The following is a 19,168-nucleotide window of genomic DNA, read 5'->3' as shown; positions in this document are numbered from 1 at the left end:
CATTTTGGAGGATTTGACGTATGGATAATGGTATAAATTTACTAATATTAAGCTGCGGGACAAGAAATAAGATTGTGCAGTACTTTAAAAAGGAACTAAGCGGTAAGGGGCTTGTTATTGCTACCGATTGTAGCGAATTAGCACCAGCTTTATATGAAGCAGACAAACATTTTATTGTTCCAAGAATGACAGATGAGGGTTACTTAGATGTGATTCTTTCAATTTGTAAAGACAATAATGTTAAAGCTATCTTATCATTGATTGATCCTGAACTCAGTCTTATCGCAGAGCACAAAGAAAACTTTCAAGATATTGGTACTATTCCTATTATCTCTGATTTAGAAGTAGTTGAAATGTGTTTCAATAAATATGAAATGTATGAGTTTTTGAATGGAAATGGAATCCAAACTGTTAAAAGCTATATAGATAAAGAGAAATTTTATTTGGACGTAGAAGCCGGCAATATTACCTATCCGGTATTCGTTAAGCCTGTGCAAGGAAGTGCAAGTATCAATATAAGTATGGTTACATCTAAAGAAGAAATCGAACTAATGTTCAGTAGATTCGATAACTTAATGATTCAAGAGTTCATGGACGGAACTGAATACGGAGCAGATGTGTATATCGACATGATTTCTGGTGAACCAGTAACGATATTTACAAAAGAAAAGATAAAAATGAGGTCTGGAGAAACCGATAAATCTGTATCTGTTAAAGATGAAAAACTCTTTGAGCTAATTAAGAGTTTAGTTGAAAAAGTTGAATTAAAAGGGATTATTGACATTGATATATTTCAGATTAACGGTCAATATTACATATCAGAGGTAAATCCTCGGTTCGGTGGAGGGTATCCACATGCTCATGAATGTGGAGTAAATATAACAAGGATGATCATTAATAATCTTGAAGGTAAAACAAATCAGAATTTGATTGGTCATTATAATGAAAATGTTTATATGATGAAATTTAATGAAATGAAGATTATAAAGAAGTAATGTATAAGAATATAGCTGCGGTGGTGATTAAATATGTTTGATGAGTATTTGTGTAGGTTAAGAAGATTTGCATTTTGGAACCTAGATCGGATTAAAGGAAGCCCAATTAAATCTGCTTATAATGAAATTAAAAAAATTGATAGTTTAGATAGTAACGATAGATTTATAGAAGAATACCAAACTATACAATTAGAGAAATTAATATTCCATGCAGTTAATACTACTAAAATTTATAGTAGCTTTAATAATCGAGCACGATTAGCCGAATTTCCAGTAGTTAATAAGAACTTAATAAGAAATAATCAGCAGGATTACATTTCCGAAAAATACAAAATTAGCGAGTTGTATAAAATGTCGACAAGTGGATCGACGGGTACTCCATTTGTTTGCTACCAAGACTATAATAAAAAGAGAAGAGTTAATGCTGAAATTATTTATTATAGTGAAAAAGCTGGTTATTCCGTGGGTAATAACTTGATTTTTTTGAGGGCATTAACTGACAAAAGTAGAAAAACAAAATTTCAGCAATGGATTCAGAATGAATCTTTGATTGATATAAGTAGCATGGATAATAAAAAAATCAACAAGATTTTAGAAGGTATTAGTAAAAGCTCCAAGAACGGATCAATGATTCTAGCATATGCTTCTACTTATGATGCATTTAATGATTATTTTTCTAAAAATGGAATAAGTATAATTCCTAAAGTTAATATTACTGGTATTGTGAGCAGTTCAGAAATGTTGTTCGATCATACAAGAAATAAGATGAAACAAATATTTAATTGTAAAGTACTATCTAGATATTCGAATCAAGAAAATGGCGTTATAGGACAAGACGACAAGGAAAATAACGTATTTATTTTAAATGAGGCTCACTATATTGTAGAAATATTCCACTTAGAAAAAGATGAAATAGTCCCGGAAGGTGATATTGGTCGAATTGTTATTACCGACCTCTACAATACTGGAATGCCTATGATTAGATATGATACGGGCGATATTGGCTCTATCACAATGATTAAATATAAAGGTAAGATGAAAAAAGCAATTAATAACTTTGGTGGTCGAAAAGTTGATATTATTTATGATTCATACGGGAACCGGTTATCACCTCATATTATTACTAATAATTTCTGGGCGTTTCCAGAAATTAAGCAATACCAATTCATACAGAAAAGTGCAAATAGTTATGTAGTTAAAATAAATATGGAAGAAAAGTCTTTTAACATTGATACTGTTAGAATAATGTTAAAAAGACTTTTGGGTGATAAAGCAAATATTTCAATTGAGTTAGTCGATGAGATACCGGAATTAGCCTCTGGAAAAAGAAAATATGTAATAAGCGAAATTGAAAAAACTTAATTATGTGATTATGAGGTGATTAAATTATGAGAATTTTATATGTAGCAACAGTATCAGGAACAATAAATGCTTTCTTAATCCCTCATATCAGAATGCTTATAGAACAGGGTCATACTGTAGATATAGCATGTTGCATAACTAACCCAATTGACCAAACAATATATAAGTACGGTTGTAAAGTGCACGAAATAAGTTTTAGTCGTTCGCCTTTAAATAATAAAAATATAATAGCATACAAGGAATTGAAAAAGATAATCAGCGATGGAAAATATAATATAGTGCATACACATACCCCAGTAGCTTCTTTTGTCACAAGATTAGTGTGTAAAAATATAAAAGAAACGAAAGTGTTTTATACAGCGCATGGATTTCACTTTTATAAAGGAGCTAGCATAAAAAATTGGTTCGTGTATTATTTCATTGAAAAGTGGCTTTCAAAATATACAGATACATTAATAACGATTAATAAGGAAGACTTTGAAAGAGCTAAGAAAAAACTAAAAGCAAAAAGAATTGAATATATTCCTGGCGTGGGTTTAGAAGTTGAAAAATTTATGAATATAAAAGTAGACAAATTAAGAAAAAGAAATGAAATAGGTGTACCAAAGGATGCATTCACAATCCTATCGGTGGGTGAGTTAAATAAAAATAAGAATCACGAAGTTGTTATTAGAGCGTTTGCAAAACTCAATAATTCTAATTTACACTATGTGATATGTGGCAAGGGTACAATTGAGCCAGCATTAAAAATATTAGCTTCTGATTTGAACGTTGGTGATAGAGTTCACTTGTTAGGATTTAGAGCAGACATTGCCGAGATTTGTAAGAGTAGTGATTTGTTTGTTTTTCCTTCATTTAGAGAAGGCCTACCTGTTTCTATGATGGAAGCTATGGCTACTGGTCTGCCGGTCATTTGCTCAGATATTAGAGGAAACGTGGATTTAATTAGCGATCAAGAAGGAAGTTTCTTATTCAATCCAATTGACGCTGAACAATTAGCAATTCATATAAGTAAAGTTATTGAAGATGATAATATAAGAATCAAAATGGGTACGACTAACAAGAAAAGAATTCAAAAATACTCACTATCGAACGTATTAGAAAAAATTAAAATGATATATAAATAATGGTATGGTATGCTAATAGTCTGAAATCGAGTGTGATTTGTTAAAGCAACAATTTGATAAGATATAAGATTAAAGGAGCGGAAAGATGAAAAAATACTTAATTCTTCCAGGTAGCGGTGACTTGAATAGGGGAGACCAGGCTCTTGTTTGGGAGACGATTAAGGTTGCCAAAAATGCTGAATGCTTGGGAGAGTACTATATACTGTCAGACAATAACGAAACTACAAAACAGTCCCAAGCTGAGGGAATACGTTTAACGAGTCCAATTCTCAAACATCCAAGTAGAAAGTTTAAGTCTAAGGAAAATAATGAATACAACACAAAATTAGTTCTTAAATGGGGATCTGTCGCAATATTAGACTTTATTTTCAGTCTATTACTTTTATCAAAGTTAACAAGAAGCATGGTATCACGATTTATGTCTGATAATGAAAAGAAGACATTAAAGATCATGACAGAAAGTGAAGTCTGTTTTGTAAAAGGTGGAGGTTTCATCCATTCTGCTGGTAAACCTACGGATTTCTATACTGTCTACTTTCAGTTATTTCATATTTTACTAGCACAGTCATTAGGAAAGCCAGTATATATTATGCCAAACTCCTTTGGTCCTTTTAACGGTCTTGGGGTAGCTTGGCTAGTACGTAAAGCATTAAGAAGGTGTAAGTTAGTTACAGTAAGAGAAGATATCTCAAAGGAGATGCTTGAGAAACTAGGTGTAGAAGCACATTTATATCCTGATTTAGGATTTGGATTAGATAAAAGAGAAAGAGAAAATCATGAGGTAAGGATACTCCGAGAAAAACATCCAGAAAGGAAACTTGTTGCTATTACAGCCAGACCATATAGATTTCCAGGAAGTGATAATCCAATTAAAAAATATAAAGACTACGTTGATGGTATGGCGATGTTTTCTAAGTGGCTATATAGCAAAGGATATTTTCCGGTTTTTATTGAACATACCCTTTCAGAAACTACACACGAAAATGATGGTACTAGTATATCTGAAATCGTTTCAAAGATTCCTGAAAATGAATTTTCTATTATTTCTAACAGAGATTATACATGTAGAGATTTAAAAGCAATCTATAGTGAATTTGATTACGTTGTTGGAACTAGATTCCATTCAGTGATATTTTCACTTGCTGAAGAAATCCCATCTATTGCAATAACCTATGGAGGTAATAAAGGACAAGGGATTATGCGTGATTTAGGCCTCTCGGAATACGCAATATCTATGAGCGAATTTGACCTTGATAAGATGCAACTAGCTTTTACTAGTTTAGATGAAAATAGAGAACATGTTTGTTTAAAGCTGGCAAAAAGCAAAGAATTAATTAACCAAAGCCATATAAAACTAACTAAAATGATAGAAAAGCAAACATGATGTATCGACCTAAAAGCCTGGAAAATTTCTTTTTTTAAGGGTTTAGAATTTCAAATTTATTAATTATTTGTATATACCTACAACTAACATTATTACCTATGTAGTCGTGGGTATGTTTTGGAGATATTTTTGAGTTGATATGACTAGTAAATTGAAGATATAAAAATAAGAGGTAAGTAGATGAGAGTAAATAATAAAAACACAAAATCTTTATCCTTAAAAAGTAACTCTTTATGGAATGTATTTGGAAGTTTAGTGTATTCCCTTACTCAGTGGGGGTTAGTTATTGCAATTGCTAAAAATGGCAGCCCCGAAATGGTTGGTATTTTCACTTTAAGTCTAGCTTTAACAGCACCAGTTGTTTTATTAACAAGATTAAACTTGAGAGTAGCAGTAGCTTCTGATATTAATAATGAATTTGGTTTTAATGAATATTATACTTCCCGAATTATAGCAACAATAGTATCTTTATTAATATTAATTATTATAACGATTTTTTATCCTACTGATACTTATACGCGTGTAGTAATATTTATTATGTGTTTTGCAAAAGCATTTGAATCAGTTAGTGATATTTTGTATGGTCAGTTACAAAAACACGAGAGATTAGATATAATTGCAAAGTCAAGAATAATAAAGGGACTAGTATCCTTTATAGCTTTTACAATTATTATGATGATCACTAATGATTTATTATTATCAACGATAGGATTATTGATAATCTGGTTACTAACTCTAATTATTTATGATTTTAAGGTTATTCGTGAGATATTTGGTGAAGTTTCAATTAATTTTAGAAAGAAACATCAATTACTTATATTGAAATTAACAATTCCTCTAGGAATTGCCCAGTTAATTGCTTCCTTAAATTCCAATGTTCCAAGATATGTTATAGAACATTACCATGGAATTGAAATGTTAGGATTTTATTCAGCTATTATTTACATTATTGTAGCTGGAAGTAATGTGGTTTTGGCAATTAGTAGTGCCGTTCTTCCAAGACTGTCAACATTATATCAGAACTCTAAAATAAAAGAGTTTTTAAAAATAATATTAAACATGATTTTTATGGTTTTAATATTAGGTATTATTGCATTACTAATAGTTTATACACTTGGAGGAGAAATACTAGAAAAAGTATATTCTACGGAATACAAATATCTTAATAAGGAATTCTTTTTATTTACTGTTATGGGTATCTTCAAATATACAAATGTTTTTTTGGATACAGGTATATCAGCAACAAGAAAGTTTGTTATTCAACCATATATTAACGGTATTACTTTGAGTATTATTAGTGTATTATCGTTTATTTTAATACCTTTATATGGGATGAACGGGGCTATTTATTCATTAATAATAGCTGAAATAGTACAGCTTATTTTAAGAGGGGTTTTTATAAGTTATCTATTAATAAAAAGAACTAAAAATCCTGAGAATTATTAAGTTTAAAAGTAGGTGTATATTTTTTGAAGGCTGCATGGATTATATTCCTTATTGAATTATTAGTATATCATTTTTTGAAACATTCTATTGAGGATCAAGAACTTGCAGCGATAATATTAATATTTATAAATATTCCATTTGTCTTGATTGCATTTTCTAGGTTTCGTGTTAAAATAATATCACTATTTTTATTACTCGGCTTTTCAATTAGAATGGTTTGTATGTTTTTTGATATTTATGGCAGGGGCATATTCATGCTCCCCCATAGCGGAGGAGATACTGAAGGTTTTTTAATGTCAGGCTTAAGAATTGCAAATGACTTATCTTTATTATTCGAAACTATTTATGGTGGGGTATATTCGAAGTTTTTAGGTATAGTTTTTTTTATTGGACCAGAGGATAGACTTATAGGACAGTATATAAATGTTTTGCTTGGCATTACAATAATATTAATCGTTTTAAAGATTTTTTCGGAAATGGATATTGAGGGGAAAACTAAAAATTTTAGTTTAATAATAATGTTATTTTTACCACATGCAATCATTTTTTCAAGTATCTTATTAAGAGAAAATATAATTGCGTTTTTAGTAACTATATCTCTTTTATTTTTCATTAAATGGTATAAAAATAGTAGAGCCATATATCTTGTTCTCTCTACTATACTAGTCTTACTAGCTTCATTGATTCATTCCGGTGTAATTGGAATAGTATTAGGATACTTTTTTATGTTGATCTTTTATAGCCGCAGGCATAAGAAACTTGTTTTCTCTTCAAAGTCTTTTGTAGGATTTATATTACTAGTCTTATTAATGAGTTTTATCAGCTTAGCTCCAATAGAAAATGTGGTTTTTCTTAGTAAGTTCACACAATATGCAGAGGATGTCGATGACGTTTATAATATAGCGACTGGAAGTGGCAGAGGCGGGTCATCATATTTAACTGGAATAACAATTGATTCTCCGGTAGATTTTCTAATTTATGGTCCAATTAAAATGATTTATTTTATTGGTTCACCTTTGCCATGGGATTGGAGAGGAATACTAGACATCACTTCATTTGCATATGACGGATTGGTTTATTTACTAATGTTTCTTTATCCTATAATAAACTATAAAAAAATAGTTAAAAAAGACCCCTTAACATTAAGTATATTAGTAATGATTGTCTCTACTATATTTATATTTGGAATTGGAGTATCTAATGCTGGTACAGCACTTCGCCATAGATACAAGATGTTTTATATTTTACTTATTCTTGCTACTGTTACTTTATATCGTAACAAAAGTCTTTTTAATAAAAATAAGAATTAAATGTATTAAAAACATCTATATAAATTCGAATGTATAGCACTTTTTATTAATTTATTTGGTAGTTGTCGGTGCCTAGTCTTCAAGTGAGGCTCTACGGAATTTATGTTGATACAAAGGTATAATTACAGTACCTAGATAAAATATGGGGGGACAGTAATGAACATACTTGTTACTGGTGGAGCAGGATATATCGCCTCACATACATGTGTTGCTTTACAAGAAGCGGGTCATAACGTAATAATTGCAGATAATCTTTGTAACAGTAAGGTAGAAAGCATAGATGGAATAAAGAAAATAACAAATAAAGAAATAACATTCTATGAAATAGACGTTACCGATGAAGAAGCAGTAGACATCATTTTTTCTAATCATGATATAGATGGTGTAATTCATTTTGCCGGCCTTAAAGCAATTGATGAATCGGTTAGAAATCCACTAGAATATTATTACAATAACATAGTAAGTACTATGGTTCTTACAAAAGCTTGTCAGAAATATGGTGTAAATCGTTTTATCTTTAGCTCATCAGCGACAGTGTACGGGGATAATAAGGTGCCATTTGAAGAAACAATGATTCTCCTACCCACAACTAATCCTTATGGTGAAACTAAGGCTATGAGCGAGCGTATTTTGACTGATATCGCCAACGCAAACCCTGCTTTTTCAGTATCAATCCTTCGGTATTTTAATCCTGTAGGTGCACATGAAAGTGGTTTAATTGGTGAAACACCTAGTGGCATTCCCAATAATCTTATGCCATATGTTACTCAAGTAGCAAAAGGAAGACTTGAGAAATTATGTATGTATGGAAACGATTACCCAACGGTGGATGGCACGGGGATTCGAGATTATATTCATGTAGTAGATCTTGCTGAGGGTCATGTTGCGGCATTGGAAAATCTAACTGAAGGTGTTCATGTTTATAACTTGGGAACCGGAAAAGGAACCAGTGTACTAGAATTAGTGAAAGCTTTTGAAGAAGCTAATGGTATTAAAATTCCCTATGAGGTCGTAGAGCGGAGACCTGGAGATATCGCTTTATGCTATGCAGATGCTTCAAAAGCAAAACAAGAACTAGGTTGGACTGCAAAACGTGATCTTATAGCGATGTGTCGAGATGCCTGGCGATTCGAGAAAAATCATAAGGAATAAAAAAATTACCGCTGGGCCATAATGGTCTGGCGGTTTTTTGTAATGATTAAATAGGTCTATACACTTTTTGAAAGAATCCTCTTAGATCAATTAATCTTTATCTAATAGTATTGGCAGGTATCGGTATATTTTGGATTCAAATAACTAACAATCTGGGTGTCAGTGGTTGATTACGCCCGATGAAATGTACAATCTCTAAAATCTTTCTTACCACCAAATGCCAACAATTGTACCAGCGAACGACAGGCGATTACCAATTCATATCTCTGTATAATGAATGGGCACACATTGCCTCAATTACACGCTTGGACCAAACTCCGTAGCTAAGAAGATTTCTTTCTCTTACCCTTGATTATCAATAAAGGTACCATGTTTGAGCGTTTTAGTGGTAGGGAAAGGAAGGGGATCAAATGGCTATGAACGAAACAAATTATCAACAAAAGTAAATGGGGACCGCTGTCATGTTCAAACGGGGGTAGCGAAGGCAAATCAGCACTATGCGCGGAAAAAAATGCCGTCAATTACCCGCACATCAACTTCGTCTTTTTTGTCTAGGAAGGGGCTCGACTCCTGCAACATTTAAAATTAGATTTCGGTGCCAGGTTATTATTACTGCTTCATTAATTAGGATTGTATTTGACAAGCAGGAAATGCATAGATTGGCAGTAAAAATATTTAGCTACTTGTCGAAATGGAGATTGCAGCCGCGGGAGGTCATCATGTTTTGTTGAATGGACCACCGGGGTGGGGGAAAACATTGCTTGCGGACTCTTTTCACACCATTCTGACCGATTTATCCGGATGAAAGTATGCTTGAAACTTATGGAATTTATCATTTGGCACAAGAAGAAAGAGGGTTTTCGAAACGACCGCCGTACCGTGCCCGCTTCATTCCGCTTCTTCCGTTTCGCTCATTGGTGGAGGGAAGTTTCCTAGACCAGGAGAAATTTCACTGGCGCACCAAGGGGTTTTGTTTTTGGAGGAACTTGGTGAGTTTTCGAGGAAGGCGCTTGATATGCTTCGTCAACCGATGGAGATTGGGGAAGTGACCATTAATCGTTTGAGGCAGTCCGTAACGTACTCTTCTGCTTTCATTTTAGTAGCGGCCACAAACCCTTGCCCGTGCGGTTATTTTGGGTCCAATGAGCGCTACTGCACCTGCACACCTGCCCAAATTACATCTTATCAGTTGAAAGCTTCCGGACCTTTATTGAACAGGATCAACTTTATCCTCACGTTAAAAAGTGTCGGCGTATTTAATAACAACCAAGTGGAGTCCTCTTCTGTCATCCGTAAACGTGTCACTGCTGCATGGGAGAGACAGAGGAAGCGATATTCCTCCGTTCAACTTAAATGGGAATGTACCGGTATCCAAGCTAATGGCAGCAGCCATGCTGTCGGATGAGCAGGAACGTTTCATCCAATCCATTTGTTTCAAGGAAAGATGGAGCAATCGGACAATGGTCAAACTGATCAGGATTGCAAGAACGATTGCTGACTTGGTGGGTGAACAATCCATCAGCGAGGCTTCTATTTCAGAAGCGATAGATTATCTACGGATAGCATCAGCCATTCATGGATATAAGTCCGAGGTGGTTGTAGGTGGCTAATAAAAAGAGGGGGTGGCATCCGAACGGCTTCTATCACATCATTGTCCGGGGCAACAACCGACAGAACATATTCAATACTGAACGGGATATGTATGAATATTTTAGGAACCTGAACTTTGTAAATAGCAAATATCCATTCGATTTGTATGCATATTGCATCGTGTCTAACCACGTCCACTTGCTGATACGTTCACCTATCGTGCCACTTGGGAAAATTATGATGCGACTTAATCGTCGGTACAGTGACTATTACCGCAAAAAATACAACTACGTTGGTCAAATCTATCAAAACAGATATTACTCAAAAGAGATTGTCGATCCAATCGGATTATTGAATGTTGGATCGTATATACATAGGAACCCCATTGAAACGAAAGAGCCGATGGTCGATTCGATGGAACAATATAGCTATTCATCTTATCAATATTATTTTTATGAACAGAAAAGCCCACATGTATTTTTACATCTGAAGTTATTGCCGTCCTTATTGCCGGTTGGGTGGGAGAAGACGGGGAGGGGATATGCGAGGTATTGTCGGGAAAGGGGAGTAAAAGGTTCAGAATACCTTGGAAATGAATTTTAAACGGCGCACCTAAAGGTGTGAACCTCCTCGATGATACGAGATTCTTATTGAATTACAAATTGTTTTAGACCTGGTACCTTTAGTTTATGGTTCCAGGTTCTCATTGAATTCTGAATTGATTCAGAACCAGGTACCTTTTATAGTTCCAGAACCTGGTTCCGACTTTAAAAAATCCTATTCCAATGACTGTATATGAAAAAAAGCCTTCTAACCGCTTTCGGTTAGAAGGCTTTTGCCATATCAGGAAATATAATTGAATCTAATATAAAAAAGTATTCAACACATTGTGTATTAGTAGTTAATCTATAAGTTTCAACGTGGGTCGACAAACTAACTTAATGAAAAATAACCCTGTCAAAAAAATAGGAGTATAAGAGTACGATATGGATGGTTCCTGCAAGTCTGGTATGGTTCTAAGTCCCGGCATTAATTGTATTCGGGATTGTTCTTATTACCTTTTTAAATGTTTTTATTATTAAAGCGACAAATTTAAGTTTGACCGGATTACTTGTTTTCTGGAACTACAGGAACATAGAACCTTCTGCCAAGATACCTTAAACGCAACAGAAAACTGTGTATAAATATGTGGTATAAATTCACCAGAAGCACCAATAATGAAAATCAATAGATCCATTTTTATCATATCCTCTCTAAGCTAACTTTCCAAACATAGAGCGACAGAGCTTCTCAATAAATAGTACCCTGAAATCCTTTCGCCCAACTTCTTGAATTAGCCCCCCTTCACCTTTAATATAATCAAATAGAGCTCCAATCCTTTCTGAAATTGATCCAGCTTCGTATCTGTCCTTAAAGTAAACCTCATATTTGTCACGTATCTCGACAGTTGATATTTTCATATTCTCAATCTCGCCTGTTGGTTAAAAATGGTATATGATAAGTAAATGTATTTGTTCATACTTATTCATGATCACTTTTAAGTCAGGCACATTCTTATATAGCGACAGCGGTTTAAATTACAGGGAATTCAAATGGACTAGGTAATGTAAATATAGATATCATATCTATAAAGGTTATTAAAAACTACAAAATATTATATTGCGGTTTTACTATCGCTTTCCTATCATTCTATTCAAGCTAATGGTTGTCTTATGTTTCCAAAGTGAATTTCGAGTACCAGGTTCTCATTGAATTTAAAGTTGTTTCAGAACCTGGTATCTTTCACTGAGTTATGCGGGATGATTGCATGGATTCGGTGTCTCTATGACGCGATTAACAAAAGAGAAATTATAAAGACAGTCATCTGGATCTGTCTTTTTTTGCTATGTACTTTTATAAAAGAGCAGTTCTTTGCTCTGCCCCTCTGCTTGCTAGTATACTTAATGAATAGAAGCATTCGTTCGATTACTACTAGTGGTTGTAAAAACACAAAGTGAAAAAACGCTAAAGTTCAAATGGAAGGTGGGAAGATACGTGGCGATTATACAAGTATCACGGCGCGGTGCATCCAGCTATAAAACCATTCAGGCTGCAGTAATGGCCGCGCTGCCAGGTGATACCGTGGAAGTGGGTACGGGCATTTATGATGAACATGTAACGATCGATAAGCTGCTCGTTCTTCGAAGTTCAGATAGTGTTGCTAGTTCAGTTCGTGTAACTGGAAGTGTTCGTATCGCGACAACTGAAGAAGTGCGTATCGAATCGATCAGTTTTGGAGGAAGCACTGGTCCAGTTGACTGTGGTATACATATCGAATCAGGAGATGCAACGCTTCATCATTGTCTTTTCTCTGAGATTCAAGGAGTCGCTATGCGAGTGGAGGCGGCTGCAAAAGTATCTGTAAGCAATTCGACATTTCAAAAAAACATACAGGGAATTGACGTTTTAGGGCGATTGTCTTTGTTTGAATGCATCGTGGAAGACACAATCAAGACTGCGCAAATTCGTGTGCGCGCGGGGGGAGAAGTCGCGATCGCGAGTTCCGGAATTTTAAGTGGGCAAGAAGAAGGCCTTTGTTTGTCTGAAACGAGTCGAGCAACGATTACCAAAAGTTCATTCGTCGGAAATCGTGGGGTTCAGCTCCGTTTGGAACAAGACAGTTCGATGGATGTAGAAACGACGAATTTTTACGTTGGACATGCCCAAGGGATTTATTGTGATCAATCGACGGGTGTTCTGAAAAATTGTGCTTTTAAAAACCAACGACTCGAGCATGTGGCAGTTATGAATGGATCCCAAATTGAAGTCGAGTCGAGTACGTTTGAAAATGGTGAAGCTGAAGGAATGAACGTCAGTCGTTCAGCAGTTGAATTAGCAGACTCCCTCTTTAAAAATCAAACAGGTGACCACATTACGTGTAACGAACAGAGCACCGTTTTGATGACGAAAACAGAAATCCTATCGGGCAAGTCTAGAGGGATTGTGTCTGGAAATTCGACTTGTACACTCATCGATTGTGAAGTGAAGTACAATCAGCTGACGCAAATGTCTGCGTTTCATCAAAGCGTTTTGACGATTCGGGATTGTGAAATTGAGAGTGGAAACAATAAAGGGGTTTACGCGACGAGTAGTCAAGTGAACATATCGGATTCTTTGATTAGCCATCATCGTGGTGTACAGATTTTTGCTTCTGACCAATCTGACGTCAATTTGTCGGCGACGGAAGTGAAGAGTGGAGATAGTGCAGGGGTATCCGCGAAAGAATCCGAGTTGACCGCAGCCAATTGCATTATCTTCGGTCATAAAGGATCGAATGTGTTAGTAAATGGTGCGGCGAAAGCGGAAATAACCGATTGTAAAATCTCGAGTGGCGATAAGAACGGCATACTTGCAGGTCCTGAAGTAGTTGTTTCTTTGGAACGGACGATTGTGTTCAATCATAAGCGAGCGCAAGTACGCGCAACGGAATGTGCAGAAGTGTTTATAACGGAGTGTGAAATCTATGATGGTCAATCGTCAGGAATTGAATTCAGTCAGGTGGAGCGTACGGAAGTGACTGAAACGCGCGTACACGGCCATCTTGATGATCAAATCATCTTGCAAGATTGTTCGAATGCTGTATTCAATTCGGTCCAAGTGATGAATGGAAAGAAGGCTGGGCTGCGGCTCGAGCGTTCGGTTCCGGTTCTTGACGGTTGTTCATTTAAGGAAAACCGGGCAGGAGATTTAGTTCGTTGGGATGACAGCGTTCCTGTGCTGACGAATACGGACTTACAGATTCCGCCGATCACGAGTAAGTTGGGCGGTAGTACTGGAAGTGCCTCGACTGTAGACACAAATACTACAGATGCAGTGAACGTTACGATGAATGCGTTGACCGGTTTTATTGGACTGGAAGATGTGAAAAACAAAATCCAAGAGTTTAAAAACTTGGCGGAGATTAATCAATTCAAATTAGAGCGTGGCATGAAAGTTAACCCGATGGTAGCTCCCCATATGGTCTTTCAAGGGAATCCGGGTACTGGCAAAACGACAGTCGCTCGCCTTATCGGTCAGATTTTTAAGGAACTAGGTCTTTTGAAGACAGGGCACGTAATTGAAGTGGAGCGAGAGGATCTCGTTGGCACACATGTCGGTGAATCAGAAGAACGTACGAAAGTGATTATTAAGGAAGCAATGGGCGGCGTGCTCTTTATAGACGAAGCGTATACGCTTGTATCTAGTGGCAACTCGAGTAAAGATTTCGGTAAGAAAGTCATTGAAACGTTGCTTCCCGCAATGGAAAATGCCCGTGGTGAATTTATTGTTATCGCGGCGGGTTATACGGAAGATATGGATCGGTTCCTTGCATCTAATCCTGGATTGAAAGATCGTTTTACGGAAAAGATCACCTTCCAAGACTATACGCCGGATGAGTTGTTGGAAATCTTCTTAGTGCAATGCGAAGGAAGCTATACGCTGACTCCTGCTGCGAAGCAAGCGGTGTATGAGGAGTTCGTTGAACGCTATCGGCTGCGTGATGAAACATTTAGTAACGCCCGAATGGTACGTAAGCTTTACGATCAAATCGCGCTTGCGCAGTCGATGAGAATTGCGAAACTTCCGCGTGAGCAATGGACGGAAGAAGTATTGACGACGTTTGAAGAGGAAGATATTGTCCAAGCGGTGTCAGAGTGTGAAGAGAAGACGTTTGAAGTGCCGATTGATGAGGTTTTGCTTGCTGAGAAACGTGCGGAACTCCATCAGTTTATCGGTCTGGATACGGTGAAGGCTGAGATTGATGAAATGATTGAGTTAATGAGATATTACAGGCGCGAAAATCATTCTGTGGACAAATTGATGAATCACACGTTGTTGATCGGTAAACCGGGAACGGGTAAAACGGAAGTCGGCCGTGTACTTGCGGGTATTTATCAAGCGCTAGGATTGTTGACGCGAGGCGATCTGATTGAAGTGGATCGTAGCGATTTAGTCGGCAGTCATATTGGTGAAACGGAAAAGCTGACAGCACAGCAGATTGAACGGTCGATGGGTAGTGCGTTGTTTATTGATGAAGCCTACACACTTGCGAGTGGTGGCGAGAATGATTTCGGGAAAAAAGCAGTAGAAGTGTTGCTGAAAAAAATGTCCGATCGACAAGGCGAGTTTTTAGTCATTGCGGCAGGGTACGAAGATGAAATGAATCGTTTCCTGGATAGCAACGCTGGTCTTCGCCGACGTTTCGGACTAACACTCCATTTTGAAGATTATACACCAGAGGAATTAATGGAGATTACTGAGCTTTATATCGAAGGGTATGGAATGACAGATGAAGCGAAGCGTGCGTTAGTGAATCACTATGAAGAGGTTTATGCACGTCGTGATAGTAGTTTCGGGAATGCGGGTCTTGCGAAAAAGATCGCGAAAGAAATGACGCGTAAAGTCGATTATCGAATGGCTGTGGCGAGCAATGAGCAGGAGAAACCTACGTTGGAAAAAGAAATTACGATGGATGATTTGGTTTTGTTGGAGAGTTGAGAAGGTGTGTTTTAGGTGCCTGTGTATGGTTGAATGTAGACAATACACTACAAGTGCATATTAACAATAATTTAGGGTACCAGGCTCTAATTGAATTCAGAGTTGTTCTAGAACCTGGTGCCCTTCAATTTATTAGGAGTATTAAGAAAGCATTTGATAGCGAGTAAAATGTCGAGTGACGGAGCTATTCATAGAGCTTAATTAAAATAGAGTGGCCGAGGGAAGGCGTTAAGCTTTTATCTTGGATTCTGTGTAGGGACATTTAGTGAGAGGATATCTCCTAAATGGCTTTTTAAAATTATCCAACAACAAAACCAGATTCCTTAACAGTGGGAACCTGGTTTTTTGTCAATTCTTCTTCAGCAGCAAATACATTCAAATCGAACGGTGGAATGAATTGAAACAGGAGAACCCCTATATGGGTAAGAGAAAATATATTTTTTAACGGCATATTTCTCACAACTAGTTCCACTCCTCCCAACCGAATATGTCTGTTGTCAAAACGCTTTGCATAAGTCATCTGCCTCCAATACAAATCTAATTGTTAGATACCGTTATGAGTATGGAATTAATACAACTCCATCCTCAATTTTCACATTGTCCCCTAATGTTACGTTTTGTCTATTTAAGTAATTTTGAGTACCTGGTTCTCAATATATTCCGGATTGCCCCGGAACCCGGTACCTGATTGCTGAGTAGAATGGGATAAATGTTGGCTGGTAAAATCTGCTTTAGCGTTCCTTTCTAATTATGTCTTCTTAACTTCTGTGAAACGTCTAAATAAAAATCCTTATTAACCGATGATTGTATTGTGCTTAATAGGTTAAAAGGAGTGTCTATTATATGTTGAACCAACAAGAACTGTTTAGGTCAATTAATAAATGTATCGATGATTTTGATTTTGTTTCTGCCAGAAGGTATATGGAAGAGAACATGGAGTTACTGAAAGAGAATAAACATCATCTGAGAAGGAATGCAAGAGAGTTATTTAACTTTCTGGTCAACAATACCGCAGATCCTATTACTCGGCAGGAAATGAATATTATTTATTCGATAAACAACTATGCATCTAACTTTAACATAAGGGGTTTAAAAATTATGGTAAAAAACAATATTGATTTGGTTTTAAGAGAAAAAACTATGCCCTATCTTAATGAAGATGCAAAAACTATTTTAGAGAGTATGCAAGTAATAAATAGATAATAGAAATGCGGGCGCCCTGCTAATAATTCCAAGAAACTGTTGAATATGAAAGGTGTATTAGAAAAGCTTAAAGACCCAGAGATCTTTAAACTGGTGTTTGTTGATTATGTGCATGAGACAGAAAGCTGCCTGGGGAGATAGACCTTGACTCGGACAATCTTTACGGACAAGGAATTAGTATTAACGTTATAAGAAATTTATCAAGTATATTATCTAAGGAAATAACAATATATGATCGGAATGAAATCGGGAAAGAGCATAGGTTGACTGGTGCCAAGTTCTCCCCGAATTCCGGACCGTCCCAGAAATCGGGAACTTGAATTTATGGTTTGAATTTATTTTGTACTACCTTCTGATGTTCATAACAATAGACTTTACCATTGAAGATATTGTTTGATAAACAATACGTTTTAACTTTATCTGAAACAGGTTTATTGCAAACTGAACAAGTAGAACTTGTACTAGTCTTTTGTTCTGAAACGTGTGTTTTTAATAGACGATTATGTTCTTCTCTCGCTTTTGGGTCAGTAATATTAGCTTTTGAAAAGGCGTTGAAAATTGTTAAGATATCACTTTGAGTGAGCAAAGGTTCTTTATGATGAATTTTCAATACCGAGATTTTCCGATGAATGAACTCTGATAACTCGATGTCATACACAATAAGTTCATTAGATGCTATTTTACGATAATCTAAATCAACTTTAAATGTACAGCGTTTTGTAAAAGATACCACGGAGATAAATAAATCATGGTATTTCTCGTCAATAAATGATGTTAAGGCTTTTATATGCCCATAGTTTTGTACAAAAGGGTTCATCATTTTGAACTTACCATTAACCGACCATGTTTTTCGATCCTTACCGCCATAGATGGTGCCCTGATAGTTTTTAGTTTCAATGACAAAGATACCGTATGGAGATAAAACCAAATGGTCAATTTGTGAGTAACCTGACTTGGCTTTAGGATTTTTAACGAGCAGATCGCTTAGGTAGCGACATTCCTTTGGCAGCTGATCAAGTTGAATATTAATTTTGTATTCTCCTAATTCACCTTTTCTTGCAGCAGTAACCCGTTCACTCGCAATTTTTGGCTTTGATGGAATTGCATTATCTATTTTGGGTTTGTTCTCTCTCTTTTTAAAAAAATTCAGGAATAATAGGATAAACTTCTCCTTGTCGGTTTGATATACTTTAATTGTAACTAGTAGTAGGAAAATTAACTACAATCATTGTAATGTTAGCTAACATTAATAGTATTAAAGACGGTAAAAGAGGGTGAGCACCGAATGACAAAAAAGACTAGAAGGGAAGTCTCTAATGCAGTTGCGGGGTTATATCTATTAGTTGGACTATTTTTATATTGGATGGTTTTTAAAAGTACAAATACTTACTTGTTTATTGGACTTATACTATCTACACCAGTTGTTGAAAGAATTATATATTCAATTCTTCCTAAAACGAAATCTAAGAAGGGAGGCATGAATAAAAGGCGGCATATGAAGAAGGGATATGCAAATATCCCACATAATCTGTTAAGGGAAGATAAAGATATAATAGCATCCAGATTAGAAGACTTATCCTGGCGTGAGTTTGAGCGATTGTGTTTCCTTTATTATAAAGCCAAAGGGTATAAGCCGCGTGAAACTGGAGAAGGGGCAGACGGTGGTGTAGATCTAATTATTTACAATCGACATCATAGAGCTGAAGAAGCCATTCAAATTAAACACTACATAAATTCTGGTAATACTATTACAGTAGAGCGAATAAGAGAACTAAACTCAGCTAAACGTAATCACAATTGTGTCTTATCAAGATTTATTACAACTTCAAGATACACAAAGGACGCTCTTAATGAAGCAGATAATTACAAAATGATCTGCCATGACTTGAATTGGGTGAAAAATAAAATAGGTAAATGGCAGGAACAGGAACAGAAGAAATTTGTAGAATAGTAGTGATTTGGTATTTTTCGTTTTTTGAGTTCCTATATTAATACTCATATTTATACATATAAGGGGAAGCCGCTCAAACCTGAAATGGGTATCTGAGCGGGCTTCTTTTTTATTGAATTCGGAATTGCTAC

At 35.8% G+C, this 19,168-nt stretch carries 13 protein-coding genes and 1 pseudogene; 13 read left to right on the top strand and 1 reads right to left on the bottom strand.

Annotation, left to right across the window (positions count from 1 at the left end; genetic code table 11):
• The first annotated feature begins 20 nt into the window (after nucleotides 1–20).
• From M3193_RS08085 to M3193_RS08030, 12 genes and pseudogenes are all read left to right on the top strand, one after another.
• Nucleotides 21–995, top strand: a complete 975-nt coding sequence (locus M3193_RS08085; RefSeq protein ID WP_251626023.1) for an ATP-grasp domain-containing protein — start codon at nucleotides 21–23, stop codon at nucleotides 993–995.
• Between the two features lie 33 nt (nucleotides 996–1,028).
• On the top strand, nucleotides 1,029–2,357 hold the full coding sequence (locus M3193_RS08080) for a hypothetical protein (RefSeq protein WP_251626020.1): 1,329 nt from the start codon (nucleotides 1,029–1,031) through the stop codon (nucleotides 2,355–2,357).
• Nucleotides 2,358–2,383: 26 nt separating this feature from the next.
• Entirely contained in the window at nucleotides 2,384–3,484 is a 1,101-nt protein-coding gene (locus tag M3193_RS08075) for a glycosyltransferase family 4 protein (protein ID WP_251626017.1), read from the top strand.
• 85 nt (nucleotides 3,485–3,569) lie between these two features.
• Nucleotides 3,570–4,868: a polysaccharide pyruvyl transferase family protein gene (locus tag M3193_RS08070; RefSeq protein WP_251626014.1), complete on the top strand. Its 1,299-nt coding sequence runs from the start codon at nucleotides 3,570–3,572 to the stop codon at nucleotides 4,866–4,868.
• Between the two features lie 180 nt (nucleotides 4,869–5,048).
• Entirely contained in the window at nucleotides 5,049–6,314 is a 1,266-nt protein-coding gene (locus M3193_RS08065; protein ID WP_251625999.1) for a lipopolysaccharide biosynthesis protein, read from the top strand.
• Between the two features lie 23 nt (nucleotides 6,315–6,337).
• Nucleotides 6,338–7,624: a hypothetical protein gene (locus M3193_RS08060; protein ID WP_251625996.1), complete on the top strand. Its 1,287-nt coding sequence runs from the start codon at nucleotides 6,338–6,340 to the stop codon at nucleotides 7,622–7,624.
• A gap of 156 nt (nucleotides 7,625–7,780) precedes the next feature.
• Complete coding sequence (gene galE / locus M3193_RS08055; protein ID WP_251625994.1) at nucleotides 7,781–8,776, top strand: UDP-glucose 4-epimerase GalE; 996 nt, start codon at nucleotides 7,781–7,783, stop codon at nucleotides 8,774–8,776.
• Between the two features lie 691 nt (nucleotides 8,777–9,467).
• A pseudogene (locus tag M3193_RS08050) lies at nucleotides 9,468–10,181 on the top strand (ATP-binding protein).
• Complete coding sequence (locus tag M3193_RS08045) at nucleotides 10,156–10,386, top strand: hypothetical protein (RefSeq protein WP_251625991.1); 231 nt, start codon at nucleotides 10,156–10,158, stop codon at nucleotides 10,384–10,386. The pseudogene M3193_RS08050 and the gene M3193_RS08045 overlap by 26 nt, the downstream one beginning before the upstream one ends.
• Complete coding sequence (locus M3193_RS08040) at nucleotides 10,379–10,969, top strand: transposase (protein WP_251625988.1); 591 nt, start codon at nucleotides 10,379–10,381, stop codon at nucleotides 10,967–10,969. The genes M3193_RS08045 and M3193_RS08040 overlap by 8 nt, the downstream gene beginning before the upstream one ends.
• Nucleotides 10,970–12,400: 1,431 nt before the next feature.
• On the top strand, nucleotides 12,401–15,883 hold the full coding sequence (locus tag M3193_RS08035) for a right-handed parallel beta-helix repeat-containing protein (RefSeq protein ID WP_251625985.1): 3,483 nt from the start codon (nucleotides 12,401–12,403) through the stop codon (nucleotides 15,881–15,883).
• An 843-nt stretch (nucleotides 15,884–16,726) separates the two neighbouring features.
• The gene (locus M3193_RS08030; RefSeq protein ID WP_251625982.1) at nucleotides 16,727–17,086 is read left to right on the top strand and encodes a hypothetical protein; all 360 of its coding nucleotides are present in this window, start codon (nucleotides 16,727–16,729) and stop codon (nucleotides 17,084–17,086) included.
• Between the two features lie 322 nt (nucleotides 17,087–17,408).
• On the opposite strand, the gene M3193_RS08025 is transcribed toward M3193_RS08030, so the two are convergent.
• Nucleotides 17,409–18,095 (bottom strand): nuclease-related domain-containing protein, encoded by a 687-nt coding sequence (locus M3193_RS08025; RefSeq protein ID WP_435372035.1) that lies wholly within the window; start codon nucleotides 18,093–18,095, stop codon nucleotides 17,409–17,411.
• A 276-nt stretch (nucleotides 18,096–18,371) separates the two neighbouring features.
• On the opposite strand from M3193_RS08025, the gene M3193_RS08020 reads away from it, so the two are divergent.
• The gene (locus M3193_RS08020; RefSeq protein WP_251625930.1) at nucleotides 18,372–19,037 is read left to right on the top strand and encodes a restriction endonuclease; all 666 of its coding nucleotides are present in this window, start codon (nucleotides 18,372–18,374) and stop codon (nucleotides 19,035–19,037) included.
• The last annotated feature ends 131 nt before the right edge of the window (nucleotides 19,038–19,168 follow it).

This window comes from Sporosarcina luteola (assembly GCF_023715585.1).
In the GTDB taxonomy this organism is placed as follows: Bacteria; Bacillota; Bacilli; order Bacillales_A; family Planococcaceae; genus Sporosarcina; species Sporosarcina luteola_D.
This window is presented reverse-complemented; position numbering and strand designations above follow the sequence as displayed.